Source organism: Arthrobacter sp. 8AJ (genome assembly GCF_902506025.1).
Lineage (GTDB): Bacteria > Actinomycetota > Actinomycetes > Actinomycetales > Micrococcaceae > Arthrobacter.
Window position 1 is genome coordinate 3,732,395 of the sequence record NZ_LR733289.1, and the last position, 22,444, is coordinate 3,754,838.

The window sequence follows — 22,444 nt, forward strand, 5'->3', positions numbered from 1 at the left end:
CGCCCGGCAGGGCATGCATGGGCCCGGACTAGCGGTGCTTGAATTCCGGCTGCCGCTTCCCGCTGAACGCCGCCATGCCTTCCTTCTGGTCCTCCGTGGCGAACAGGGAGTGGAAGAGCCGCCGTTCAAACACCACCCCCTGGGCCAGCCCCGTTTCGAAGGCAGCATTCACGGCTTCCTTCGCTGCCATCGCCGCAGGCTTTGACTTCCCGGCGATCACCCCGGCTGCCGTGAGTGCCTCGGACACCACGTCTGCCGCCGGAACCACCCGGGAGACCAGCCCGCACCGCTCTGCTTCCTCCGCGTCGATGAACCGGCCGGTGAGGATCATGTCCATGGCCTTGGCCTTGCCCACGGCCCGCGTGAGGCGCTGCGAGCCGCCCATGCCGGGGAGCACGCCCAGGTTGATTTCCGGCTGCCCGAACTTGGCGTTGTCCCCCGCGATGATCAGGTCGCACATCATGGCCAGTTCGCAGCCGCCGCCCAGGGCAAAGCCGGATACCGCGGCGATGGTGGGGATCCGCAGGCGGGTGAAGTCTTCCCAGCCCCGGAACCAGTCCGCCACGTACATGTCCATGTAGCCCTGGTCCGCCATCTCCTTGATGTCGGCGCCCGCGGCGAAGGCCTTGCCCGAACCGGTAATCACGACGGCGCCGACCCCGGGATCGGAATCCATGGCGGTCACGGCGGCCACCAGCTCTTCCATGGTGGCCTTGTTCAGCGCGTTCAGTGCCGAGGGCCTGTTGAGGGTCACCAGCCCTACCCTGCCCTGCTGCTCCACCAGGATGTTGGCGTACTCCGTCATTCGGGACTCCCGTCGTCGTGTGCTGTTGTGGCCCTGCGCCGGTCCGGCAACCCCATGCCGTGCTCCGCTGCGGGACCGTCGCCGGCCTGCCGCTCCGATGCGCCGCGGATTTCTGTGATGATGGCGGAAAAGTCGCGGCCCGCGCCGCCCTCCGCGGCAAACCTATCGTAGATCCGGGCCGCGAGCGCTCCCATCTGCCCTGCCACCCCGGTACTGTCGAGCGCGTTGACGGCCAGGTGGAGATCCTTGGCCATGAGGGTCGAAGCGAATCCCGGCTGGTAGTCCCTGTTGGCGGGGCTGGTGGGGACCGGCCCGGGCACGGGACAGTTGGTGGTCAGCGCCCAGCACTGCCCTGACGCGGCGGACGCGACGTCGAACAGGGCCTGGTGCGTCAGTCCCAGCTTTTCCCCCAGCACGAAGGCCTCGCTGACTGCGATCATCGAGACGCCCAGGATCATGTTGTTGCAGATTTTGGCGGCCTGGCCCGCTCCATGGGCACCACAGTGCACCGCCCGCTTGCCCATCACCTCCAGGAGCGGCCGCACTGCCTCGAAGTCCTCCGCCTCGCCGCCGGCCATGAAGGTCAAGGTGCCTGCCTCCGCTCCCACCACGCCGCCGGAAACGGGGGCATCGACGGAACGGTGGCCCGCTTCGATGGCCAGGCGGGCTGCTTCCCGCGCCTCTTCCACGTTGATGGTTGAGCAGTCCAGGAACATGGTCCCGGGCCGCGCGGCAGCCAGCAGCCCGGGTTCCTCCGGTTGTCCAGGATTTCCAGCGCCGCCCCGGTAGGCGTCCAGGACGTGCCGGCCGCTGGGGAACATGGTCAGCACCACGTCGGCGCCCGCCATCGCATCGACCGCGCTGGTCGCCACCGGAACACCCTGTACCCGGGCAGCCTCCACGGCTGCCGGCACCACGTCGAACCCGGTCACGCGGTAACCGGCACGGACCAGGTTCACGGCCATGGGACCGCCCATGTGTCCAAGGCCCAAAAAGGCCACACTGCCCTTTTCAGGCATGGTCCGCCTCCTTCACTTCCAGGTCCGGCCCAGGCTGCAGGTCCAGTTCCCCGCCGTCCAGCGGCTGGAAGAACCTGTCCATCTGCGCGGGCAGCACCTCGGCCAGCGTGGCCGGCTTCCACTGCGGGTTCCTGTCCTTGTCCACCACCTGGGCGCGGATACCCTCGCGGAAATCAGGGCCGGCCAGGAGGCGGATTCCTACCCGGTATTCCTGGGCCAGGGCCTCATCAAGGGTCAGGTTTGCGGCCCGGCGCAGGGACGCCAGGGTGACCTTGACCGAGGTGGGTGACTTGGCTTCGATGGTGTCCGCCGCGTCCGTGGCATCTTCCTGGCCGGGCCCGGTCCAGGCGCGGAGCCGGGCCACAATTTCCCCGGCATCGTCGCTGGCGTAGCAGGCATCGATCCAGTCCCGATGCCCGGACAGTGCCGAGGCCGGAGGCTGTTCGGCGCAGCGGGCGACGGCGGCTTCCGGGCTTTCGTCCTCAAGCGCCGCCACCAGCCCGGGCAGCGCGTGCGAGGGGACGTAATGGTCGGCAAGGCCCAGGAACAAGGCATCCCCTGCGTCCAGGTGTGCCCCGGTCAGGGCCGCATGGGTTCCCGTCTGGCCCGGCGCGCGGGACAGCAGGAAGGTGCCGCCGACGTCGGGGGCGAACCCGATGGTGGTTTCCGGCATCCCCATCCTGGTCCGCTCCGTGACCACGCGGACATTCCCGTGCGCCGAGACACCCACCCCGCCGCCAAGAACCAGGCCGTCCATGAGGGCAACATACGGCTTGGGATACCGGGCAATGAGCGAGTTCACGCGGTACTCGGTCTGCCAGAAGCCGGCGGTCCGGTTTCCGCCGAGCAGCATGTCCCGGTAGATGGCCACGATGTCTCCGCCCGCGCACAGGCCCCGCTCCCCGGCGCCCTGCACCAGGACGGCCGCCACGCCGTCGTCCCCTGCCCATGCGGTGAGCTGCCGCAGGAGCAGGTCCACCATTCCGGCGGTGAGCGCGTTGACCGCCCGTGGCCTGTTGAGGGTGATCACGCCGAGCCGGCCGCGGCGGTCAAACAGCACTTCCGCGGTTCCGTTTCCTGCCGTGCTGTCCGTGGTGTTGCCCGTAGCTGCCGTCATCGGCTGGTGCTCCTTCGCATGGTGGCCGGACGTGTGATCCAGGTCATTCTGGTGCGAATATACCCGCCGCCTGCTGCCCGGGACCAACCGTGCCCGCGCCGCGGGCGGGGCCTTTCGAGGGCTTTACCTGCCGCGCGGCTGCCAAGGTAAGTTAGGAACCGTGAAGATAGCTACCTGGAATGTGAACTCGCTCCGTGCCCGCGCCGACCGCGTCGAAGCCTGGCTCCAGCGCAGCGACTGCGATGTCCTGGCCATCCAGGAGACCAAGTGCAAGGACGACAACTTTCCGTGGGAACTCTTTGAACGGATGGGCTACGAGGTAGCCCACTTCGGGGTGAACCAGTGGAACGGCGTGGCCATCGCTTCCCGGGTGGGGCTTGAGGACGTGGAACGGACGTTCCTGGACCAGCCCTCGTTCGGCAAGGCCGGCAAGGATCCCGTCCAGGAAGCCCGGGCCATGGCTGCCACCTGCGGCGGCATCCGCGTCTGGAGCCTCTACGTCCCCAACGGCCGCTCCCTGGACGACGAACACATGCCGTACAAGCTCAAGTGGCTGGAAAGCCTTAAGACCCACGCCCAGGGACTGGTGACCGACAACCCCCAGGCGCAGGTGGCGCTGATGGGCGACTGGAACATCGCTCCATTCGACGACGACGTCTGGGACATCGACCTGTTCATCGCCAACCGGTCCACGCACGTCAGCCCGCCCGAGCGTGCGGCGTTCCACGCGTTCGAATCGGCGGGCTTCACCGATGTGGTGCGCCCCTACACCCCGGGCCCGGGCGTCTACACCTACTGGGACTACACCCAGCTGCGGTTCCCCAAGAAGGAGGGCATGCGGATCGACTTCGTCCTGGCCTCCCCCGCGCTGGCGGCCCGCGTCACCGGCGCCTCGATCGACCGCGAGGAACGCAAGGGCAAGGGCGCTTCTGACCACGCACCCGTGCTGGTGGAACTGGCGGACTGATGACTGCACCCTGGACCCTTCCAAGGAGACCGTGATGACGGGAAACCTCTACCGGGGCCAGGCCGGCCTGCCATTTTCCTCCACCCTGCGCGTCTACGAGCCCTTGGAAGCCTTCCCGGAGGAACAACGCCCGGCCATCAAGGCCGCGGGCGCTCAGGCCGTGTCCCGCGCCGCCGTCGAAAACGCGGAACTGCTGGCGTCGCTGGGACGTATCACCCGCACGGGCGGCGATCCGTTCCCCACGGGCCGCACCGACCTGGTGCGCGTCACCACGGCGCCGGAGCCGGAAGGCGGAACGGCCGACGACGGTGCTGACGCCGGCACTGAGCCGGTCCTCCTGTATTGCCCCAGCCAGCTTGTCCTGCGCGCCGGGCTGGCCGCGAACGCCCTGATGGAGGGAATCCACGGTCCGCTGGCCGAGCTGCTGATTCCGGAGGAGCAGCGGGACCGGCACCAGGAGCGGATCGACCTGGTGAAGGCCCGTGACGGTTCCGTCCGCGTCCATACCCGGGCCTCAACCTGGGGCATCCCGTTCAGCTGGTTCTCGTTGTTCATGGAGTCCGACCGCAAGGATGTGGTGGAAGCCGCCGGGCGCATCCTCACCGTCCGCGTCTGGACGCCCATCACCGACGCCCTGGAGCGCGCCCGCTACGCGGTGGCCAATCTGGCCCTCGCCGCCCCGGACCTGGACATGCTCGATGACCTGGCGCAGCTGACGGAATGGCTTGAACTGTTCCACGTGAACTCCATGGTGGAGCTGGACTACGGCGCCGTGGCAGACAAGGTGTACCCGGACGAGTCCCCCATGGACATCAGGCTGGGCATCGAATGCCTGGCCGAGGGTGACATGACCGGCGCCGCTGCGGCCTACCGGCGGCTGGCCTCACGCTGGATCCCCATCCGGCAGCTGGCCCGCGCGTCGTAACGGTCCCCGGTTCCTGGCTGTTACAGGTTTTGGGGCGGCGCAGTGGTGCGCCGGATGATCAGTTCGTGGGGGGCGACGGCGGAACGCACCGCCCCTGCCTCGCCATCCAGTTCGTCCAGCAGCATCTTGGTGGCCAGTTCGGCCTGCTCGTCCGGGCGTTGCCCCACGGTGGTCAGGCCTATGGCGTCGGCAAAGTCGTGGTTGTCGATGCCTACCACGGACAGTTCGCCGGGAACGCTGACGCCCATGCGGTTGGCCTCAAAAATAACCCCCATGGCCATTTCGTCCGAGGCGCAAAAGATGGCGGTGGGCTTCTGCCCCGGCCGGGACCACAGCCGGCGCAAGGCTTCCTGGCCGCTGCGGACGGTGAAGTCCCCCCACTCATCCCATTCCGGCCGCGTCGGCAGCCCGGCCGCCGCCATGACGTCCTTGAAGGCGAGGATGCGCACCCGGGGGACGTCGAAGTTCAGGTCGGTCTCGTCGTCGCCATGCAGCAGGGCGATGTCCCGGTGGCCGAGGTCGATCAGGTGCCGGACCGCGGTTGAGGCGGCGGCGTAGTCGTCGATGCCGATATACGGGCATTCCTCAACGTGCCCTCCCACCACAATCAGGGGTATATCGATCTTCTGCAGGTGCTCGATCTCTTCGTGGCTGAGCGCCATACACAGGACCAGCAGGGCATCGATCTGCTTGTACACCATGGTCTTGCTGAAAAGCCGTTCGCGGTTGCTGCCATGGCCGCCAAGGTTGAACAGCGAGAGATTATAGTGGCGGGCGTGCAGTTCCCGGTCGGCGCCCTCGATGGCTTTGGAGAAGAACCAGCGGCTGACGAATGGGGCCAGGACGCCAATGGTCTTGGTCCGTCCGGTGGCCAGGCCGGAGGCCGACGAAGACGCGACGTAGCCCAGGTCCCCTGCGACTTCCAGGATCTTCTTCCGGGTGGCCGGCGAAACCCGCGGCAATCCGCGGACGGCCCGCGAGACTGTGGCTGTTGAGACTCCGGCGGCAGCCGCCACGTCCTCGATGCTGACGCCGTTATGGCCGCCCCGCTGGGACCTTTCCGTTGTCCGTGCCACCGTGTCCCCTCTTCAACTCCTTTGCGGCGTAGGGCCGGCCGGCCCTGCGTTTACCCCGGCCCTGTATTTTTCCACTCCGCGGGCAGGCAGTGGTAACCGGTCCGCTGGCTGCGTAGGCACCCACCATCACGGCGGCGGCCCGGCGCCGACCATTCCTACCTGCGGGCGGGGAGTTTCCGGCGCAGCCGCACCATGCCATACAGGGCCAGCAAAGTTGCCAGCAGTCCCAGCGCCCATCCAAGGGCAGGCTGGGCAGTAACTTCCATCCACACGGTGACCACCAGGAGGACCAGCGCCCAGAATGCGAGGAAGCCAATGATGATGTCGAAGTCCTCACCCGAGCGGACCAACCGGCTGCGGTTTCCCGCCCCCGGGATGCGGGGGCGGGAACCGTTGTCCGTCACTTGACTGCACCTGCCGTGAGGCCGGCGACAATCTTGCGCTGGAAGACGAGCACCAGGATCACCAGCGGAATGGTGACAATGGTGCCTGCGGCCATGATGGCCGTGTACGGGATCTGGTTGGGCTGTGCACCGGCGAAGTTGGCGATGGCCACCGTCACCGGCTGGGTTGCGTCGCTGGACAGCTGGCTGGCAATCAGGAACTCATTCCACGAGGAAATGAACGCCAGGATTGCGGTGGTGAAGATTGCCGGTGCAGCCAGGGGCATGATGACCTTGCGGAACGCCTGTCCCTGGGTGCAGCCGTCCACGCGGGCCGATTCCTCAAGCTCCCAGGGCATTTCCCGGAAGAACGAGGTCATGGTGTAGACCGTCAGCGGGAGCACGAAGGAGATGTTCGGGATGATCAGCGCCTGGTACGTCCCCATCCAGCCGATGTTGGTGAACAGCTGGAAGAGCGGGGTGATCAGGGCAACGCCGGGGAACATGGAGGCTCCCAGGATGAAGCCGAGCACCAGGAACTTGCCCTTGAAGTTCAAACGGGCCAAGGCGTAGGCCGCGAACACACCGATCAGCAGCGAGACGGCCGTGACCACCCCGCCGATGAACACACTGTTCAGCAGAGCCTGGCCGAACCTGTTGCCGAAGGACGTGTCAAAGGCTGTCGTGAAGTTGTCCAGCGTGACGTGCGTGGGAAGGATCGAGGTGTCGTACGTGAAGCCCACCTCGCGGAACGCGGTGACCACCATCCAGTAGGCCGGTGCCAGGCACCAGAGCAGGATGATGGCGGCGCTCAGGTAGGTCCGCCCCTGCGCCCACTTTTCCCGGTTCTGCGCAGCCTTGCGGCCCTTGTCCTGGCGGGCCCGGAGTGCCGAGGCGTCTGCTGTTGCCGTGGTCATTTCTTCCCCTTTCCTGTGGCGCCACTCTGCTCAACCACGTTTGCCCCGAGGAAGCGGACAAAGATGAAGGCGACGAGGAAGATGATGATGAAGGTGATGGTGGACAGCGCAGCCGCCGCATTGAAGCCTTGCCTGATTTGGTTGATCACCAGGATGGACAAGGTGGTGGTGTTATTGGCACCGCCGGTGAGGATGTACGGCAGGTCGAACATGCGCAGCGCATCCAGCGTACGGAACAGGATCGCCACCATGAGGGCTGGCTTGACCAGCGGAAGCGTGATCAGCCGGAACCGCTGCCAGGCAGTGGTTCCGTCCACCTTGGCTGCCTCGTAGACTTCTGCCGGGATCATCTGCAAGCCTGCCAGGATCAGCAGCGCCATGAACGGCGTGGTCTTCCATACGTCGGCGATGATCACGGCCCACTTGGCCGGCCACTCGCTGCCCGTCCACAGGATAGTGGTGTTGAACAGCTTGTTGGCGATGCCTTCGAAGGCGAAGATAAAGAACCAGAGCTTGGCCGTCACAGCGGTAGGGATGGCCCAGGGCACCAGCACGGCGGCGCGGACCAGGCTGCGTCCGCGGAACGTGCGGGCCATGATCATGGCCATCCAGAAACCGAGGACGGTTTCCAGTGCCACCGTTACCACCGTGAAGAAGAACGTGGTGGCCGTGGCGGACCAGAACTGGCCGCCCAGGGTGCCCGGCGGGCAGGCGACGGTTCCGCCGCCCGGCGCCGAACACTGCTGCGCCAGCCAGTTGACGTAGTTCTGAATTCCCGCCGGGCCGCCCGCGGTGAAGAGGCCCGTGGCCGGATCCAGGCCGGCATCCTTCTGGAAGGACATGACGATGGCGCTGATGATCGGGTAAACGATCACCACGGCCAGGGCGATGATGGTGGGGGCGAGGAGCCAGGAGGCCCAGCGCCCCTGGCTTGCAATCCTGTTGTCCTCCCCCACGCCCTTGGGCGCGTGATGGACGGGGGTACCGCCCGACGCCGGTGACTTGACCGGCGTCGGGCCTAGTTCGGTTGCCATGGCAGAACTACGATCCCGCACCGGCGGATTCGATGGACTTCTGCATGTCAGAGAGTGCGGTTTCCACGGACTTTTCTCCCTTGATTGCGGAGTAGGCGTTCTCTTGGATTGCCTTGGTGACAGCCGGGTAGAACGGCGTAACGGGACGCGGTACGGCGTTTTCGATGGACGTCTTCAGGACCGGCAGGTAGGGCAGCTTGGCAACGAGTTCCTGGTCCTCATACAGCGAACCAAGCACGGGGGCCAGCGAGCCCTGCGTGGCGTAGAACTTCTCGGTTTCGGCCGAGGTCATGAACTTCATGAAGTCGAGCGCGGTGGCCTTGTTCTTGGAGTAGACGCTGGTGGCGAGGTTGTGGCCACCAAGCGAGGAGGCACCCGGGCCGCTCTTGCCCGGCAGGGCTGCCAGGCCGGTCTTGTCCTTCACAGTGGATGAGCCTTCAGTGGTGATCAGGTTGAACGCGTACGGCCAGTTGCGGAGGAACAGGAGCTTGCCACTCTGGAAGGCCTGCCGGCTGTCCTCTTCCTTGTACGTGATGGCTTCCTTGGGGATGTTGCCGTCAGCGTATGCCTTCGCCAGGTTGCCCAGGCCGGCCTTGGCCTCGGCGGTGTTCAGGTCCGGCTTTCCATCCTTGTTAAGGACGGATCCGCCCGCGGAGTTGATGGCCTCGGAAGCATTTACCGTGAGGCCCTCATATTTGCTGAACTGGCCTGCGTAGCAGCCGATGTTGTTCTGCTTGGCGATGGAGCACATGCTCATCATCTCGTCCCAGGTCTTGGGCGGGGTGGGGACCAGGTCCTTGCGGTAGTACAGGATGCCGCCGTCGGAGGTCTGGGGAGCCGCGTACAGGGTGCCCTTGTACGTGGCGCTGTCCACGGTGGGCTTGAGCATGGCGCTGGTGTCGATCGCCATCTTGTCCTTCAGCGGCTGCAGCCAGCCCTTCGCTGCGAACTCCGCGGTCCAGACAACGTCCACATCCACGACGTCGTAATCGGACTGCTTGGCCTGGAAGTGCTGGACCAGGTCGTCGTGCTGCTGGTCCGCCTGGTCGGTCTGTTCCTTGAAGGTGACCTTTTCGTTCGGGTGGGCCGCATTCCACTTATCGACCAGGGGGCGGACAACGTTGCTGTTGTCCTTGCCCTGTACATACGTGATGGGGCCGCGGCCGTCGAGGTTGGCGTCAGCGTCGCTGCCCCCACCACCCGTGGTGCCCCCTCCACCCCCGCCACCGCAGGCGGACAACGTAAGGGCCAGAATGCCGGCAGTGGCAGCCGGAAGCAGGAATCTCGGGGTTTTCATTAGCTTGAAGCTCCTCGCTGAGTGACAAGTAAGTCGACAGTGCGCTTGCTAGGTGAGGTTGATGTGGTGACCATCACACTAGTAAGGTTGCTGTCTGCAATGCAAGCGTTTACATCAAAAAGTTATCAGAGGGGAACCAAATGCCCGATCCGTCCGTTCCCGCGCCGCGTCCAGCCTCCTCTGCCTGGTGGGCCGACGCCGTGGTCTACCAGATCTACCCCCGCTCGTTCGCCGATGGCAACGGCGATGGCATGGGCGACCTGGGCGGCGTCACCGGCAGGCTTCCCTACCTTCGCGCCCTCGGGGTGGACGCCGTCTGGCTCTCACCCTTCTACAAGTCGCCGCAGGCAGACGGCGGTTACGACGTGGCGGACTACCGCCAGGTGGACCCCCTCTTCGGCTCGCTGGCCGACTTCGACACCATGTTGCAGGAAGCTCACCGCCTCGGCCTGAAGGTCATTGTGGACCTCGTTCCCAACCACACCTCGGATGAACATGCATGGTTCCAGGAGGCGCTGGCGTCCGCCCCGGGGAGCCCGGCACGGGACCGGTATATCTTCAGGGACGGCAAGGACGAGGTGCCGGGATCCGGCGACGGCAACCGGGCTCCCAACAACTGGAAATCCATCTTCGGCGGGCCGGCCTGGAGCCGCGTGAATGAAGCCGACGGATCACCGGGCCAGTGGTACCTGCACCTCTTTGACACCCGGCAACCGGACCTGAACTGGGACAACCCGGAAGTCCAGGAGGAGATGCGTTCAGTGCTGCGCTTCTGGCTGGACCGCGGCGCCGACGGCTTCCGGGTGGACGTCGCCCACGGATTGGTGAAGGAGGCAGGGCTTCCGGACTGGGAGGGCGTTGCAGCCATGGTGGAGGGAACCTCCGGACCCCACCGGGAAAGCCACCTGCCCGGTGATGCGCCGCACGCCCACACCGATGCCGAGGAACCCCACAGGGCAGTATCTCCCATGTATCCGCCGTCGCCCTTTTTCGACCAGGACGGGGTCCACGCCATCTACCGGGACTGGAACCGCGTCCTTGCCGAATATGGCGGGGACCGCATGATGGTGGCCGAGGCCTGGGTGGAACCGGCCGAGCGCCTGGCCCGCTATGTCCGGCCAGACGAAATGCAGCAGGCCTTCAACTTCGATTTCCTGCTGGCAGGGTGGGATGCCGAGCGCATGGCGGACGCCATCGACGCATCCCTGGCAGCGGCAGCATCAGTGGGGGCCCCGTGTACGTGGGTGCTCAGCAACCACGACACCGTACGGCACACCACCCGGTTTGGCCTCAAGGATCCCACGACGTTCCCGAAGGGCATCGGCCCCGCCGACGAACAGCCGGACGCGGCGCTGGGCCTTGCGCGCGCCCGTGCCGCCACGCTGGTTGAGCTGGCGCTGCCTGGGTCCGCCTACCTCTACCAGGGTGAGGAACTGGGACTTCCCGAGCACACTGCGCTTCCCGACTCCGCCAGGCAGGACCCCACATTCTTCCGGACGGGTGGGGCTGAAATCGGGCGTGACGGCTGCCGTGTCCCGCTGCCGTGGGTCCAGGACCAGCCCGGGTTCGGATTCTCCGGGGCACTCTCCGCCAACGCGTCCGGGCCATGGCTTCCCCAGCCGGAAAGCTTTGGCCCCTTGGCCGCGGACCAGCAGGATGGCGAGGAGGGCTCAACCCTTGAGCTCTACCGGGCAGCGCTGGCCTTCAGGTCAGCACAGCAACTGGGCAGCGGCAGCGTGGAATGGACTGATGAACACGCGCCGGACAGTGGACTGCTGGCGTTCCGGAACGGGGATGTAGTGGTCCTGTCCAACATGGGCTTCGCCTCCGCCCCTGTGCCGGAGGGCTACACCGTGGCGCTCTCCAGCGGTCCCGAACCGGCCGATGAATGGGCCGGGATGCGGGAGGTTCCCGTGGACAGCACGGTGTACCTTCTGGGCGGCCGGTAGCAGCAGGGTGCCTGGGCTGCCCGTGCAGCAGTTCAGCGGACGCGCTCTGCCCGGCTGAAGCGTGTTCGCGCCCCGGCCCCGATGTGGATGAGGACAGGAATCTCCTTGCCCACAACGGACTCCAGGGCGTCCAGGAGCCCGGAGACCTCGGCTGCGAGCAGGTGCGGGGCCACCCCTTGGCGTGGCAGGAGCCGGACCTTCAACGCCGGGGAACCTTTCACGTCGTAGGTGGTGACGGTGGCGCCTGCCAGGTCCGGCCGTCCTTCAAGGGCCTGCCGGAGGGCCTGCTCGGCCACCCCGCCGCCTATCCGGACGTCCCCGGGGATCTCTCCGGGATCGTATTCGGCGGCCAGCAGGTTTGACCGGCCCTTGCCTTGCTGGGCGATCCAGGCGACCATGAGCCCCATCAGTGCCAGGAGCGCCAGCGCCACGACGATCCACAGCCAGCTCTCCGGCCGGCCCGGGAAACGGGTGGAGTCGAACAGCCGGCTGACACTCTCCCAGGCTCCGCCGGACCAGGAATGCCACCAGGAGCCCACCGGGGGCACGGTTGCCAGCAGCACCAGGATGAGTCCGGTGCCCAGCAGGATCAGGCCCAGTACGGTGAGGAGGATGCGGTTGAGCAGTGCCGGGGTGCTGTTCATGCTCCGATCACTCCGGTCGGGGTCACGTTGACGCGCGGAACAGGGGCCGGCTCCAGCAGCATCTGGTCCAGCTCATCCCGCACCGCGCCAAGGACGCGGTCCGCGTCCACGGGCACACCGGAGGTTGGCCGGACGTTCACCAGCACCTGGCGCTGGGAGACGACCACCATGACCTGGTCGGGGGTGACGTTGGCGGCCAGCCGCGCGCGCCGGGCGATCGAGGAAGCGACGACCTCGTCATCCACCACCACGGCCGGGAGTCCCTCGCCCGGGGCGCCGGCCAGGAGATGGCGGGCACGTTTCCCGGGAAGGATTCCGTTGAGCAGGAAGACCAGGCCCAGCATGGCCAGCACACCGCCGATGGCCGCCAGCAGCAGCGGGGGGATTCCGGCGGGCAGGTCGACGATGCGCTGGGCAGCCACCTGCGGCTCGATCAACCAGGCGGGCTGCCCCACGGCATGAACGCCGGACTCAAGGACGCCGTAGCCGGCCAGCACCAGGACCAGGACGGCGGCCACGACCGACACCACGGCCCTGGAGGAATGGGTTTCGCGGTAGACCACCCTGCGCATGTCCGGGCCGTTGCTTCTCCGGGATCCGCTGTTGGCCCGGCGGCTTTCCACGCTGCTGCTCACCGTACCCGCCCTCCTGTACTGATCTTTGCCCCGCTGACGCGGATGTCCACCCGGCTCAACTGCGAGCCGCTCAGTTCCGAGACCCTCGCCAGGATGCTTTCCTTGGCCTTCACCGTGCGGTCCCAGATGGATCCGCCCGCGATCTCGACCCTGGCAGCGTCCAGCACCACGGACTGCAAAGGCGGGATGCTGATGGGAGTGACGAGGGACAAGGCCAGCAGGCCGTCGTCGTCCGTCCAGTCCGCGCGCACGTCCTGGGCGTCGACTCCCAGCGCCTGCGCCGCAGCCGCCTTGGCAAGGCTGGTCAACGCCTGGGTGCTGATCCGGTTATGGCCGCTGAGCGCCTGCCCACGCACAACGGGCGCGGGCGAGCTCATGAGGAGGAGCGCCGGCCGGTGATGGCATCGAATATGCCGCGCAGGTCCAGCTTGCCTTCGGCGGCACGGCCCAGGAGCGCCCCGATGGCCATGAAAAGTAGGGAAACGAGAAAGCCCCACAGGCCGAACTGCAGGGACATGAATGCCACGAACGCGCCCATGGCCGTGCCTGCCACGGTGAGGTTCACAGCAGCGCCTCCCGTTCGGGAGCAACCGGCGCGGTGGTCTTGACGGGCGGCGGCACGTAGACGTCCGTGATTTCGACGTTCACCTCGATGACCTGCAGCCCCACGAGTTCTTCAACTGCCCGGTAAACGGCGGCCCGGACATCATTGGCCAGGGCGTGCAGGGGCGTTCCGTAGCTGGCCACCAGGGTAATATCCACGGCTACCTGCGTTTCGCCCACTTCCGCGTGGACGCCTGGGGCATGATCGGAACTTCCGACCGCGTCACGGATGGCGCCCAGGGCACGGGACGGACCCGAACCGAGGGAGTAGACGCCGGGGACCGAACGCGCGGCGATCCCCGCCACTTTTGCCACGGCGGTCTCGGAAATTACGGTCCGTCCCGGACCGGGAGCCGGGCTGGCGGCAGGACGGCTTGGCACCACGGGTTGCGGGTTCTGGTATTCCATCAGGCACTCCCCCTTCTGTTGGTTCCACCCTATAACCAGGCTGCGGCACATGGGCTGGAAAACCCCGCGGGCGGGCCGCATCGCATATGGCGTTCCGTGCCGGGGTAATTCCGCGCCGGTTAAAAGGAACCAGGCGGGAAGCCCCTGGGGCCTCCCGCCTGGATCACGTGCGGCGACCAGCCGCTGGTGCGTGAAGACCTACTTGTAGAGGCCTTCGCCGCCAACCCTTACATTGGTGGGCAGGTAGCCGAACGGGCCCAGGCCGTTCCGGCCAAAGTTCCTGTCCACCTGGGACACACCGTTGCGGAAGTTGATCTTCACGGTCGGTGACAGGGAGCCGCCGCGGACGCCGTTGACGTTGTCGATGAAGGACTGCACCAGGCCGCCGGGCTGCACGTAGTGCGAATATGCCTGGAACTGCCGGCCGTTCTGGTTCGGGGTGGGTGCCTCCGGGGACTCGGACGGAAGGTTCAGGTCCGTGGGCGAACCCAGGGCCAGGCCGCTGTTGTTCATCGGCTGGTAGTCCGAGCGGATGCCGTCGCCCACGAAGCCGTACACGCCGTCGGGACCGCGCATGCCTGCCGCGTAGGTGAACTGGTGGCTGATGGTGAACAGGTAGTACTTGTTCTTGCCGTTTTCATTCTGGATGAAGATCTGCGGACGCTCCGTCTGGTCGTTCACGCAGTTGCCGGAAAGGATGGGCGGAAGGAAGGACCACTTGGTCAGGTCCTTGTTGTCCGCCACTGCCAGCCCCACGTTCGCTGTCTGGAAGTAGGCGCCGCTGTTCTGGACGTCGGTGACGCTCTCTGCATGGGGGTCACCGGGGCGGTAGCCCAGGTCCTCGGCCTTGCACTGGTAGTCGCCGCGCTTTGCTGCGGTGTTGCCTTCGAACACCATGTACGTCTTCCCGGGGTGGGCCGGGTCCACGAACGTGTAGGGGTCTCGGAATGCGAACCCGGCGTTCTGCGCCTTGGTCTGGTACATTTTTCCGTCCGGTTCCAGCAGCTTGGTGTGCTGGAACCCGTCGAACGTGACGCCGGTCTGGTCGGCGTGGATGTTTCCCAGCGCCTTGGCGATCACAGCGTCCGGGGCGATTCCGCCGCCGCCGGCGTTCCGCTCGGCCACATCGTAGAACGTGGTGGCCGTGTAGAAGACGTTCACGTGGTTGCCCTGCATCAGGCGCGTGGAACCGGACCATTCGGTGTTGCCGATGGAGGTGTTGTCCAGGAACAGGTGTCCGCCGTAGTTCCACTTGTCCTTGGCCGGGTCCGCGTTGGTCTTCCGGAAGAAGTAGCCAATCCGGGCGTTCCAGTGGCGCTGGTCGAAGCCGTAACCGGCGTGCCGGTCAGCGACCAGGGAGAAGATGACGTCCCAGCCCTTGTAGCTGATCTGGTTGGCGTTTTCGTCCGTCAGGGACCAGGTGTCCCAGACCCAGACGTCGTCGTTCATGGCGGGGAAGTCCTGCGGGATTTCCGGCATGGTGACGTCCGGGCTCATGGAGTTCGCGCCCGGGGCGACGGTGGAGTCGCTCTGTGCCATGATCTGCCGGGCGTCTGCGCGGGTCCACTTGGAGGTGAAGTCCGACGCCGGGTCGAAGGCCTGCTGCGTGTGCTGCGTGGGCAGGGGGAAGCCTGGGGCGGGGGCCGGCATCTGCTGGACGGCAGGCGGGTCGGAAGGCTCGTTGGCCTGTGCCGCGGGGACGGCCAGGAAGGCCGAGGCGGCCAGGGTTGCCGCCAGCGCTGCGGCGCCGGTGCGCCACCGCAGCAGCCGGTGTTGGGGGTGCTTGTGCATGTCTTGCTCTTCTCGCGGAGTTGTAACTTTTCGTGGAAGGCGGGCGTGTGCCCATAACCCCGAAACCAACCGCGGCCCCGGCAACACCTCTGGCGTCATCCGGGACGCCGTTGTGTTGTGGGGGTTCAGGCCTGGGTAGGGCCTGTCCGGCCGATGGAAAGCATGCTGTCCTCCGGCCGCGCTCAACCGTAGACGGGGTGGAGGGAGCACTTCAAACCCTGTTTCGGGAGCCGGAACCGGTTACCGCCCAGTAGAGTGCAAGCGCTTACGCAAGCCATTGCGCGCGCGTGCCACACCCCGTCGGCAGGGGTCAAATGTTTCGTTGGGTGCCCAAAGATTTCTTTCGACGGTGGCTGCGATGTTGCGTTAGCCACAGGGCGGACACTCATACGTGGCGGAAGGCCGCGTCAGGGGCAGAGGCGAAGCCTGGTCAAGGTTGCCCGAACCGGTGTTAAAGCAGAAAAGCACCAGTTCCGAAGAACTGATGCTTCCCAGTGGTGGCTCCGACCGGCGTCGATCCGGTGACCTTTCGATTTTCAGTCGAACGCTCTACCAACTGAGCTACAGAGCCTAGGTGACTAGTCACCATGACAGCCGGAATTTCTTCCAACAATCAGAGCGACCCTGACGGGACTTGAACCCGCGACCTCCGCCGTGACAGGGCGGCGCGCTAACCAACTGCGCTACAGGGCCTTGCTTTTCTTGCTTTTGCAGTATCTCTACCGCTTTTTTCAAGGCTTCCAGCCTACCAGACTTTTTTAGCCTGTTTGACCAGTTCCTTGCGTACCCCCAACGGGATTCGAACCCGTGCCGCCGCCGTGAAAGGGCGGTGTCCTAGGCCGCTAGACGATGGGGGCCAGAACCCGTTCGGAACAAAATAAAAGGCGTCAAGCGGGGCTTTCCGTCTTTGTCCTCTGCGTTTCTCCGAACTGGACTCTAAAACTATAGGGGCTAACCGGGAATATTCCAAAATCGGCGAAAAACCCCGCCGTTTGGCCCCGGGACGGGTCAAGATGGACGGATGGATGCCGTCGACGCGCTCAATGAGATCGCTTTCTGGCTGGAGCGCGGACGCGCGGCCACGTTCAAGGTCCAGGCCTTCCGGAAGGCGGCCGCCGCCATCAGCCCCCTCGGCCCCGCGGAAGTAGCCGAACGCGCCCGGAGCGGCCGGCTCAAATCCATGAAGGGAATCGGCGACCGGACCTACGCGGTGATCCGGCAGGCCGTGGACGGACAGGTCCCTGACTACCTGGCGGACCTCAGGGAGAAGGGTGCCCAGCCGCTGGCATCGGGCGGAACGGAGCTCCGGGCGGCGCTGCGTGGCGACCTGCACAGCCACAGCGAATGGTCCGACGGCGGCTCCCCCATTGAGCTGATGGTGGCGGCCGCTGAGGTGCTGGGCCGCGAATACCTGGCCCTGACCGACCACTCCCCCAACCTCACCATCGCCAACGGGCTGTCCGCCGGGCGCCTGCGGGAGCAGCTGGACGTGGTGGCAGGCATCAACAGCAACGGCGGGGCCACCCGGCTGCTGACGGGCATCGAGGTGGACATCCTGGAATCCGGCAGCCTGGACCAGGAACCGGAGCTGCTGGACCGCCTGGACATCGTGGTGGCCAGCGTCCACTCGAAGCTCCGTGCGGACCGGAAAACCATGACCACCCGCATGCTCGGGGGCATCCGGTCTCCGCAGACCAACATCCTTGGCCATTGCACGGGACGGCTCGTTGAGGGCTCGCGCGGGACGCGGCCGCCGTCGGAATTCGATGCCAAGGAAGTCTTCGCAGCGTGCGCGGAACACAACGTTGCCGTGGAGATCAATTCCCGCCCGGAGCGGCAGGACCCGCCCGATGCCCTGATCCAGCTGGCCCTGGAAGCGGGGTGCCTGTTCTCGATCGACAGTGACGCCCACGCACCGGGACAGCTGGATTTCCTGCAGTACGGTGCCGAACGGGCAGCCCGCAACAACGTTCCGGCAGACCGGATCATCACCACTTGGCCGGTGGACAAGCTGCTCGCCTGGGCCGGCACAAAGTAGGGCGGCCTCGCTTCGGGGCGGCGTCAGCGGGGCTGACCGCCGCTACTTGACGGCGTCTGCCAGCTTCTGGCGGAAGTCCGCCTTGGTGGACAGCGTGAGCTTCTCGCCGTTGAGGAAGAACGTGGGTGTGCCGTTGACGCCGAGGGCATTGCCGTCCGCGATGTCGGCCAGGATGCGGTCCTCGGTCTTCTGGTCGGCCACGACGGCATCGAACTGCGCCAGGTCCAGCCCCAGCTGCCCGGCGTAGGTGCGGAACAGCGGCGCCTGGGACTGCTGGCTGCCGGCCCACTGGGACTGGTTTTCGAAAAGCTTGGCGGCCATCTGCTGGTACTGGCCCTGCTGCGCGGCCGCTTCCGCCGCCAGGGCAGCCTGGCCGGAATTGGGGTGCGCAGAGAGCGGGAAGTACCTGTTGACAAACGTAATCCTGTCCCCGAACTCCGCCTTGAGCTCCTCCACGAAAGGATGGACTGCACCGCAGGACGGGCACTCGAAGTCCAGGAACTCCACCAGCCGGGCCTTCTCCTCGGCAGGCGCAGTGAGGCGGTGGCTGTCGGCACGGACAAGTTGCTCAGCACCCGCGGACGGTGGCGCCGCCTGCTGGGGCTTCGTTGCGGCAAAGATGGCGTACCAGGCAACGCCGCCCAGGACGATGAGAGCCAAGGCGATCCAGATGATCTTCCTGACAAGGCGCGGGGTGTCACGGCCGGGAGCCGAAGGAGAGGACATGGTCCGCATCCTAGCCCGCGGGCACCCACATGGCCGATTTCCGCCAGTTCGGTGCCTGCAGCAGCCGTACATTTGATTCATGCCTTCCACCAGCCCCGCCCGCCAGTCCCTGGCTTCCCCCGCTGCAGCACCCACGCCCGTGAACGCCCTTGGCGTGGCGGCCATGGTGGTTACCGTGGTGCTGTGGGCCTCCGCGTTCGTCGGCATCCGCGCCATCGGGCCGCACTTCTCCCCCGGATCCCTGACGCTCGGCAGGCTGGCGGTCGCCGCCGTCGTCCTCGCGTTCCTGGTGGTGCCGCAGCTGCTCAGGAGCCGGGTGCTGCCCAGGGGGCGCGAATGGCTGCCCATCCTGGCCTATGGCGTGATGTGGTTCGGCGGCTACAACGTTGCCCTGAACGCCGCCGAACACATCCTTGATGCCGGCACCAGCGCCCTGCTGATCAACGTCAACCCGATCCTGGTGGCCATCATGGCCGGCATCTTCCTCAAGGAGGGCTTTCCCCGCTGGCTGCTCATCGGCAGCACGGTGGCCTTCGCGGGTGTTGCACTGATCGCCCTGGGTTCCGGACAGCCGCGCGGCCCCGGGGAAAGTTCGACGGCGGACCTGGCAGGCGTGGCGCTTTGCCTCCTTGCGGCGGTGCTCGCCGCAGTCAGCGTCATCATCCAGAAGCCGGTGGTGCGGAAGTTCCCGGCGGCGCAGGCCACCTGGTTCGGCATCATCGTGGGCGCGGCCTGCTGCCTGCCGTTCGCCGGGCAGTTGGCGTCCGAAGTGCAGGCCGCTCCCCCGGAGGCCACCTGGGCGCTGGTGTACCTGGGCATCTTTCCCACGGCCATTGCCTTTACCACCTGGGCTTACGCCCTGTCCCTGGTGGACGCCGGGAAGCTGGCCGCCACCACCTACCTGGTGCCCGGGACCACGGTGCTCATCTCCTGGCTGCTGCTCGGTGAAATCCCCACCGCCTGGGGACTGGTGGGCGGGCTGGTGTGCCTGGTGGGCGTAGGGCTGACCCGGCGCAGGACGCGGGCACCCGGCCAGCGGCCCGGGCGCTAGAGTCGGGGTATGCCAGCCAGCCTCCCGCCGGGACTGCCCATCGTTCCCGACGGCCCGCACGAACCGTCCGGGTTCACCATGTCAGCTGACGAATTCGAGGTGGCCGTCGAGGATGCCCTGGCCAGCATCCCGGACCGGCTGGCCCGTGCCATGGACAACGTGGCAGTCTTCATCGACGACGACTACGTGCCCGGCCCGGGGGAAGATCCGGACACCGTCCTGCTGGGGCTGTACGAAGGCGTCCCGCTGACCGAACGCGATTCATGGTGGGACGCCGGTTCCCTTCCCGACCGGATCACCATCTTCCGCGAACCCATCCTGGAGATCTGCGCCTCCCGGGAGGACGTGATCCACGAAGTGGCCGTCACGGTGGTCCATGAAATCGCGCACCACTTCGGCATTTCCGATGACCGGCTGCACGAGCTGGGCTGGGGCTAGCCTTGTAAGCATGGGACACGACCACAGCCACAGCCACGGAATCACCGCCACCGGACGGCACCGGAAACGGCTGGTGGCCGTCCTGGGGATCACGCTCGGCGTCGTCCTCATCCAGATCGTGGGAGCGGTGCTGTCCGGTTCGCTGTCCCTGCTGGCGGACGCCGGCCATATGCTCTCCGACGCGGCCGGCGTCACCATCGCCCTGCTTGCCGCCTGGATCGCCGGCCGCCCGGCGAGCGACCAGCGGACCTACGGCTACCAGCGGGCAGAGGTGCTCGCGGCGTTGGCGAATGCACTGATCCTGATCGTGATCTCCGTGGTGATTTTCACGGAGGCCATCCGCCGGTTCGGGGCACCGCCGGAAGTGCAGACGGACATCATGCTGTTTGCGGCCATCCTCGGCGCCGTGGCGAACCTCGTATCGCTGCTGATCCTGCGTGGGGCGCAGGATCAAAGCCTGAACATCCGTGGCGCCTACCTGGAGGTGCTGGGCGACCTCCTGGGCTCGGTGGCCGTCATCATTGCCGCCGTCGTCATCATGGCCACCGGTTTCCAGGCAGCGGACACCATCGCTTCCGTCCTTATCGCGCTGATGATCCTGCCGCGGGCCTGGAGCCTGCTGCGCGACGTGGTGGATGTCCTGCTGGAGGCCAGTCCGAAGGGAGTGGAGGTGCAAATGATCCGCGAGCACATCCTCTCGGTTGCCGGCGTGACCGATGTCCACGACATCCACATCTGGACCATCACGTCCGGTGTCCCCGTCTTCTCGGCACATGTGGTGGTGGAGGACGGCGTGCTCAACGCACGGGGCGCCGACCAGTTGCTGGACAAGCTGATCACGTGCCTGGGTTCCCATTTCGATACCGACCACTGCACCTTCCAGCTGGAGCCTGCGAGCCACTCAGAGCACGAGGAACATCAACACGCCTGACCCCGACACACGCGTGGAATTCACCGGAGAATGACACGCTTGTGGTTTATGTTATTGATGTGACTGTTGTTGCCAATGTGCAAAAGGTCACGTAGCCTCGGACTGCTGGCGAGCAGCTGAGGGGCACGGTCGTGCCGCATCCAGAACCTCACTCCCAGTCTTACCGTTGCGAGGTCTCTGCAGATGGCTTTACCCGGATCCGGCCGCAGGACCGCTGCGCTGTGCGCCGCCGTCGTACTCTTTGCATCCGTGGCAACACCCGCGCTGGCGGTGCCGGCGCCATCGGCCCCCGTGGCCTTTCCGGCGTCGCCAGCGATTCCCTCGCCGGACGATATCGCAGCAGCGAAAGCAAGTGAAGCCGCGACGGCGGACCAGGTCACCGCGATTGAGCGCATTCTGGCGGATGCCTCCACAGCCCAACAGGCAGCCTTCGCGGTGGCCATGCAGGCCAACAACTCCTACAGCGAGGCGCTCGTGGAGCTGCAGCAGCGGACCGAAGCGGCGTCAGTTGCGGCTGCCAAGGCCTCTTCCGCGCGCGACCAGCAGGACAAAACCCGGAAGCAGGTGGGACAGCTCGCCGGTGACCTGTACCGCAATGGCGGCCTGAACCCCACCCTGGGAACGCTGGCCAGCGGCAGCGAAAGCCTGCAGCAGGCCGCCACGCTTGAGGCGCTTTCTGCCAGCCGCAGCCGGGCCTTTGAGGCTGCGGACGCTGCTGCCACGGCCTACCGTTCCCTGACCGCCGCCGCAGAGGACGCCACCAAAGCCGCCGATGACGCTGCAAAGACGGCCGAGCAACGGAAGTCCCAGGCGGAACAGGCCAACGCCGCGCAGGTCAAAGCCGTTGCCGATGCCAAGGCACAGCGGACCATCCTGGTGGACCAGTTGGCCCAGCTCCGCAACACGACTGTGGCGCTCGAATCGGCAAGGGTGGATGCCCTTGAGCGGCAACGCGAAGAGGCACGCCTTGCTGCCTTGTCCGCCGCCGCGGACCAGGCCGCCCGGGAGAAGGCAGAGCAGGAAAAGGCAGCCCAGGAGAAGTCAGCTCAGGACAACGCCGCCCAAAACCGGCCCGCCGCACGGAACGGCGGCGGCCAGGACACGGCCCCTGCAGCGCCGGCCCCGGCACCGGCCGGTCCAGCGCCTGCTGCTCCGGCTCCGGCCCCAGTGGCGCCGGCTCCTGCTCCGGCAGCCCCGGCACCTGCACCCGCCGCGCCAGCCCCTGCTCCGGCACCGGCACCGGCGCCCGCCCCGCCCCCGGCTCCAGCTCCGGCTCCGGCTCCCGCGCCTCCCACTGGCTCGGGCACGTATGAGGCAGCCATTTCGGTTGCCCTGGGGAAGGTGGGCGCGCCGTACTTCTATCAGTGGGGCGGCACGGGCGTGTACGGCTTTGACTGCTCGGGCCTGGTGCAGAATGCCTTCGCTGCGGCCGGAACGTACCTTCCCCGCACCGCATCCCAGCAGTATGCCGCCGCCCCGGTCCACGTTCCCATCTCCCAGGCCCGCCGCGGCGACCTGCTGGTCTGGGGTTCCGCGCCGAACTTCTACCATGTGGCCATCTATCTGGGGAACGGCCAGGTGGTGCAGGCGCTGAACCCGCAGGAAGGCATCATGGTTTCCAGCATCAGCTCAATGGTGGGCATGGACCTGTATCCGTACGCCGCCCGCTACTGACCAGCGCACTGGGCGC

At 66.5% G+C, this 22,444-nt stretch carries 23 protein-coding genes and 3 tRNA genes; 8 read left to right on the plus strand and 18 right to left on the minus strand.

Annotated elements, in window-relative coordinates:
• Positions 1-28 precede the first annotated feature (28 nt).
• From BACI349Y_RS17305 to BACI349Y_RS17315, 3 genes are read right to left on the minus strand one after another with little or no spacing between them, the layout of a single operon-like run.
• Positions 29-805, minus strand: a complete 777-nt coding sequence (locus tag BACI349Y_RS17305) for an enoyl-CoA hydratase (protein ID WP_159633612.1) — start codon at positions 803-805, stop codon at positions 29-31.
• On the minus strand, positions 802-1,824 hold the full coding sequence (mmsB, locus tag BACI349Y_RS17310) for a 3-hydroxyisobutyrate dehydrogenase (RefSeq protein WP_159633615.1): 1,023 nt from the start codon (positions 1,822-1,824) through the stop codon (positions 802-804). The genes BACI349Y_RS17305 and mmsB overlap by 4 nt, the downstream gene beginning before the upstream one ends.
• Positions 1,817-2,941 (minus strand): enoyl-CoA hydratase/isomerase family protein, encoded by a 1,125-nt coding sequence (locus BACI349Y_RS17315; protein ID WP_159633618.1) that lies wholly within the window; start codon positions 2,939-2,941, stop codon positions 1,817-1,819. Before BACI349Y_RS17315 ends, mmsB begins: the two co-directional genes overlap by 8 nt.
• 160 nt (positions 2,942-3,101) lie before the next feature.
• Here BACI349Y_RS17315 and BACI349Y_RS17320 point away from each other — a divergent pair, with 160 nt between their 5' ends.
• Entirely contained in the window at positions 3,102-3,908 is an 807-nt protein-coding gene (locus tag BACI349Y_RS17320) for an exodeoxyribonuclease III (RefSeq protein WP_159633621.1), read from the plus strand.
• Between the two features lie 34 nt (positions 3,909-3,942).
• Positions 3,943-4,833, plus strand: coding sequence for a hypothetical protein (locus tag BACI349Y_RS17325; RefSeq protein ID WP_159633624.1), 891 nt, complete (start codon positions 3,943-3,945; stop codon positions 4,831-4,833).
• A gap of 20 nt (positions 4,834-4,853) precedes the next feature.
• Here BACI349Y_RS17325 and BACI349Y_RS17330 read toward each other — a convergent pair whose 3' ends face one another.
• The 5 genes from BACI349Y_RS17330 to BACI349Y_RS17350 all read right to left on the minus strand — a co-directional run bounded on the left by BACI349Y_RS17330 (position 4,854) and on the right by BACI349Y_RS17350 (position 9,540).
• Complete coding sequence (locus tag BACI349Y_RS17330) at positions 4,854-5,909, minus strand: LacI family DNA-binding transcriptional regulator (protein ID WP_159633627.1); 1,056 nt, start codon at positions 5,907-5,909, stop codon at positions 4,854-4,856.
• Positions 5,910-6,064: 155 nt separating this feature from the next.
• Entirely contained in the window at positions 6,065-6,313 is a 249-nt protein-coding gene (locus BACI349Y_RS17335) for a hypothetical protein (protein ID WP_159633630.1), read from the minus strand.
• Positions 6,310-7,209, minus strand: a complete 900-nt coding sequence (locus BACI349Y_RS17340; protein WP_159633633.1) for a carbohydrate ABC transporter permease — start codon at positions 7,207-7,209, stop codon at positions 6,310-6,312. The genes BACI349Y_RS17335 and BACI349Y_RS17340 overlap by 4 nt, the downstream gene beginning before the upstream one ends.
• Positions 7,206-8,243, minus strand: coding sequence for a carbohydrate ABC transporter permease (locus BACI349Y_RS17345; protein ID WP_159633636.1), 1,038 nt, complete (start codon positions 8,241-8,243; stop codon positions 7,206-7,208). Before BACI349Y_RS17345 ends, BACI349Y_RS17340 begins: the two co-directional genes overlap by 4 nt.
• 7 nt (positions 8,244-8,250) lie before the next feature.
• Positions 8,251-9,540 (minus strand): ABC transporter substrate-binding protein, encoded by a 1,290-nt coding sequence (locus BACI349Y_RS17350; RefSeq protein WP_159633639.1) that lies wholly within the window; start codon positions 9,538-9,540, stop codon positions 8,251-8,253.
• A 140-nt stretch (positions 9,541-9,680) separates the two neighbouring features.
• Between BACI349Y_RS17350 and BACI349Y_RS17355 the strand changes: the two genes are divergently transcribed.
• Positions 9,681-11,489 carry a glycoside hydrolase family 13 protein gene (locus tag BACI349Y_RS17355; RefSeq protein ID WP_159633642.1) on the plus strand — a complete coding sequence of 603 codons (1,809 nt, stop codon included), beginning with the start codon at positions 9,681-9,683 and terminating at the stop codon, positions 11,487-11,489.
• A gap of 32 nt (positions 11,490-11,521) precedes the next feature.
• Here BACI349Y_RS17355 and BACI349Y_RS17360 read toward each other — a convergent pair whose 3' ends face one another.
• From BACI349Y_RS17360 to BACI349Y_RS17400, 9 genes are all read right to left on the minus strand, one after another.
• Positions 11,522-12,133, minus strand: a complete 612-nt coding sequence (locus BACI349Y_RS17360; protein ID WP_159633645.1) for a hypothetical protein — start codon at positions 12,131-12,133, stop codon at positions 11,522-11,524.
• Positions 12,130-12,768 carry a hypothetical protein gene (locus BACI349Y_RS17365; protein ID WP_159633649.1) on the minus strand — a complete coding sequence of 213 codons (639 nt, stop codon included), beginning with the start codon at positions 12,766-12,768 and terminating at the stop codon, positions 12,130-12,132. Before BACI349Y_RS17365 ends, BACI349Y_RS17360 begins: the two co-directional genes overlap by 4 nt.
• On the minus strand, positions 12,765-13,145 hold the full coding sequence (locus BACI349Y_RS17370; protein ID WP_159633652.1) for a hypothetical protein: 381 nt from the start codon (positions 13,143-13,145) through the stop codon (positions 12,765-12,767). Before BACI349Y_RS17370 ends, BACI349Y_RS17365 begins: the two co-directional genes overlap by 4 nt.
• On the minus strand, positions 13,142-13,333 hold the full coding sequence (locus BACI349Y_RS17375) for a hypothetical protein (protein ID WP_159633655.1): 192 nt from the start codon (positions 13,331-13,333) through the stop codon (positions 13,142-13,144). The genes BACI349Y_RS17370 and BACI349Y_RS17375 overlap by 4 nt, the downstream gene beginning before the upstream one ends.
• Positions 13,330-13,779: an Asp23/Gls24 family envelope stress response protein gene (locus tag BACI349Y_RS17380; protein WP_159633658.1), complete on the minus strand. Its 450-nt coding sequence runs from the start codon at positions 13,777-13,779 to the stop codon at positions 13,330-13,332. Before BACI349Y_RS17380 ends, BACI349Y_RS17375 begins: the two co-directional genes overlap by 4 nt.
• 198 nt (positions 13,780-13,977) lie before the next feature.
• A complete protein-coding gene (locus tag BACI349Y_RS17385) occupies positions 13,978-15,570 on the minus strand; it encodes a glycoside hydrolase family 68 protein (protein WP_159633661.1) in 1,593 nt (530 codons plus the stop codon).
• Positions 15,571-16,065: 495 nt separating this feature from the next.
• Positions 16,066-16,141: transfer RNA gene (locus BACI349Y_RS17390), tRNA-Phe, on the minus strand.
• 48 nt (positions 16,142-16,189) lie between these two features.
• Positions 16,190-16,263: transfer RNA gene (locus tag BACI349Y_RS17395), tRNA-Asp, on the minus strand.
• A gap of 91 nt (positions 16,264-16,354) precedes the next feature.
• A tRNA-Glu gene (locus BACI349Y_RS17400) sits at positions 16,355-16,427 on the minus strand.
• A 164-nt stretch (positions 16,428-16,591) separates the two neighbouring features.
• On the opposite strand from BACI349Y_RS17400, the gene BACI349Y_RS17405 reads away from it, so the two are divergent.
• On the plus strand, positions 16,592-17,608 hold the full coding sequence (locus BACI349Y_RS17405; protein WP_159633664.1) for a PHP domain-containing protein: 1,017 nt from the start codon (positions 16,592-16,594) through the stop codon (positions 17,606-17,608).
• 42 nt (positions 17,609-17,650) lie between these two features.
• On the opposite strand, the gene BACI349Y_RS17410 is transcribed toward BACI349Y_RS17405, so the two are convergent.
• Complete coding sequence (locus BACI349Y_RS17410) at positions 17,651-18,334, minus strand: DsbA family protein (protein WP_159633667.1); 684 nt, start codon at positions 18,332-18,334, stop codon at positions 17,651-17,653.
• Between the two features lie 79 nt (positions 18,335-18,413).
• Here BACI349Y_RS17410 and BACI349Y_RS17415 point away from each other — a divergent pair, with 79 nt between their 5' ends.
• The 4 genes from BACI349Y_RS17415 (at position 18,414) to BACI349Y_RS17430 (ending at position 22,428) form a co-directional block, all read left to right on the plus strand.
• Positions 18,414-19,385, plus strand: a complete 972-nt coding sequence (locus BACI349Y_RS17415; RefSeq protein ID WP_159633670.1) for a DMT family transporter — start codon at positions 18,414-18,416, stop codon at positions 19,383-19,385.
• Positions 19,386-19,394: 9 nt separating this feature from the next.
• Positions 19,395-19,823 carry a metallopeptidase family protein gene (locus tag BACI349Y_RS17420; protein ID WP_159633673.1) on the plus strand — a complete coding sequence of 143 codons (429 nt, stop codon included), beginning with the start codon at positions 19,395-19,397 and terminating at the stop codon, positions 19,821-19,823.
• A gap of 10 nt (positions 19,824-19,833) precedes the next feature.
• Positions 19,834-20,754 carry a cation diffusion facilitator family transporter gene (locus tag BACI349Y_RS17425; protein WP_159633676.1) on the plus strand — a complete coding sequence of 307 codons (921 nt, stop codon included), beginning with the start codon at positions 19,834-19,836 and terminating at the stop codon, positions 20,752-20,754.
• Between the two features lie 183 nt (positions 20,755-20,937).
• Complete coding sequence (locus BACI349Y_RS17430; protein WP_159633679.1) at positions 20,938-22,428, plus strand: C40 family peptidase; 1,491 nt, start codon at positions 20,938-20,940, stop codon at positions 22,426-22,428.
• The last annotated feature ends 16 nt before the right edge of the window (positions 22,429-22,444 follow it).

What these genes read in the sequence shown, in the direction of transcription:
- BACI349Y_RS17385 (WP_159633661.1), bottom strand. Translation starts at nt 15,570, where the DNA reads ATGCACAAGCACCCCCAACACCGGCTGCTGCGGTGGCGCACCGGCGCC.
- BACI349Y_RS17360 (WP_159633645.1), bottom strand. Translation starts at nt 12,133, where the DNA reads ATGAACAGCACCCCGGCACTGCTCAACCGCATCCTCCTCACCGTACTG.
- BACI349Y_RS17410 (WP_159633667.1), bottom strand. Translation starts at nt 18,334, where the DNA reads ATGTCCTCTCCTTCGGCTCCCGGCCGTGACACCCCGCGCCTTGTCAGG.
- BACI349Y_RS17405 (WP_159633664.1), top strand. Translation starts at nt 16,592, where the DNA reads ATGGATGCCGTCGACGCGCTCAATGAGATCGCTTTCTGGCTGGAGCGC.
- BACI349Y_RS17380 (WP_159633658.1), bottom strand. Translation starts at nt 13,779, where the DNA reads ATGGAATACCAGAACCCGCAACCCGTGGTGCCAAGCCGTCCTGCCGCC.
- BACI349Y_RS17425 (WP_159633676.1), top strand. Translation starts at nt 19,834, where the DNA reads ATGGGACACGACCACAGCCACAGCCACGGAATCACCGCCACCGGACGG.
- mmsB (WP_159633615.1), bottom strand. Translation starts at nt 1,824, where the DNA reads ATGCCTGAAAAGGGCAGTGTGGCCTTTTTGGGCCTTGGACACATGGGC.
- BACI349Y_RS17420 (WP_159633673.1), top strand. Translation starts at nt 19,395, where the DNA reads ATGCCAGCCAGCCTCCCGCCGGGACTGCCCATCGTTCCCGACGGCCCG.
- BACI349Y_RS17370 (WP_159633652.1), bottom strand. Translation starts at nt 13,145, where the DNA reads ATGAGCTCGCCCGCGCCCGTTGTGCGTGGGCAGGCGCTCAGCGGCCAT.
- BACI349Y_RS17355 (WP_159633642.1), top strand. Translation starts at nt 9,681, where the DNA reads ATGCCCGATCCGTCCGTTCCCGCGCCGCGTCCAGCCTCCTCTGCCTGG.
- BACI349Y_RS17325 (WP_159633624.1), top strand. Translation starts at nt 3,943, where the DNA reads ATGACGGGAAACCTCTACCGGGGCCAGGCCGGCCTGCCATTTTCCTCC.
- BACI349Y_RS17345 (WP_159633636.1), bottom strand. Translation starts at nt 8,243, where the DNA reads ATGGCAACCGAACTAGGCCCGACGCCGGTCAAGTCACCGGCGTCGGGC.
- BACI349Y_RS17305 (WP_159633612.1), bottom strand. Translation starts at nt 805, where the DNA reads ATGACGGAGTACGCCAACATCCTGGTGGAGCAGCAGGGCAGGGTAGGG.
- BACI349Y_RS17430 (WP_159633679.1), top strand. Translation starts at nt 20,938, where the DNA reads ATGGCTTTACCCGGATCCGGCCGCAGGACCGCTGCGCTGTGCGCCGCC.
- BACI349Y_RS17315 (WP_159633618.1), bottom strand. Translation starts at nt 2,941, where the DNA reads ATGACGGCAGCTACGGGCAACACCACGGACAGCACGGCAGGAAACGGA.
- BACI349Y_RS17340 (WP_159633633.1), bottom strand. Translation starts at nt 7,209, where the DNA reads ATGACCACGGCAACAGCAGACGCCTCGGCACTCCGGGCCCGCCAGGAC.
- BACI349Y_RS17415 (WP_159633670.1), top strand. Translation starts at nt 18,414, where the DNA reads ATGCCTTCCACCAGCCCCGCCCGCCAGTCCCTGGCTTCCCCCGCTGCA.
- BACI349Y_RS17350 (WP_159633639.1), bottom strand. Translation starts at nt 9,540, where the DNA reads ATGAAAACCCCGAGATTCCTGCTTCCGGCTGCCACTGCCGGCATTCTG.